This is a genomic window from Methylibium sp. T29-B (assembly GCF_000576225.1).
GTDB lineage: Bacteria > Pseudomonadota > Gammaproteobacteria > Burkholderiales > Burkholderiaceae_C > Methylibium > Methylibium petroleiphilum.
Genome location: NZ_AZSN01000394.1, coordinates 1 through 641, shown reverse-complemented (window position 1 = coordinate 641; position 641 = coordinate 1). Strand labels below are relative to the sequence as shown.

The following is a 641-nucleotide window of genomic DNA, read 5'->3' as shown; positions in this document are numbered from 1 at the left end:
GGCCTGGGCCGGCTCCGCGCGCGGCAGCACCGGTGCGGCGGTCGGCGTGCGCAGCACGTCCTCGGGCAGCGCCAGTACCACCGGGCCGGGGCGGCCCTGCATCGCCAGGTGGAAGGCCTTCGCCACGTACTCGGGCAGGCGATCGGCGCTGGCCACCTCGCCCACCCATTTGGCGAAGCCGCCGCTGTTGGGGCCGAACACCGCGCGGTAGTCGAGCTCCTGGAAGGCCTCGCGGTCACGCACCTCGGCCCCCACCTGGCCGATGAACAGCACCATCGGCGTGCTGTCCTGGAAGGCGGTGTGCAGGCCGACGGCGGCATTGGCCGCACCCGGTCCGCGCGTGACGAAGCAGATGCCGGGGCGGCGCGTCAGCTTGCCCTGGGCTTCGGCCATGAAGGCCGCCCCGCCCTCCTGGCGGCAGCTGACGAAGCGGATGCGCCCGGCGTGCTCGAGGAAGCCGTCGAGCACCGGCAGGAAGCTCTCGCCCGGCACGCCGAAGCAGGTGCCGATGCCTTGCGCGATCAATGCCTCGACCAGCGCATGGCCGGCCAGACGCGGTGCGGGAGTGTGCATGGCCGGCACTGTAGCCGCGCCGGCCACGCGCCGCCGGGCCGCGCGCTGACGCGGGGCCCGCGGTGCGG

At 74.9% G+C, this 641-nt stretch carries 1 protein-coding gene; it reads right to left on the bottom strand.

The window, feature by feature from the left end; translation table 11 throughout:
- Nucleotides 1-573, bottom strand: a 573-nt coding sequence (locus Y694_RS22150; protein ID WP_036236881.1) for a thiamine pyrophosphate-binding protein, incomplete at its 3' end; no start/stop codon positions are given.
- Nucleotides 574-641 lie beyond the last annotated feature (68 nt).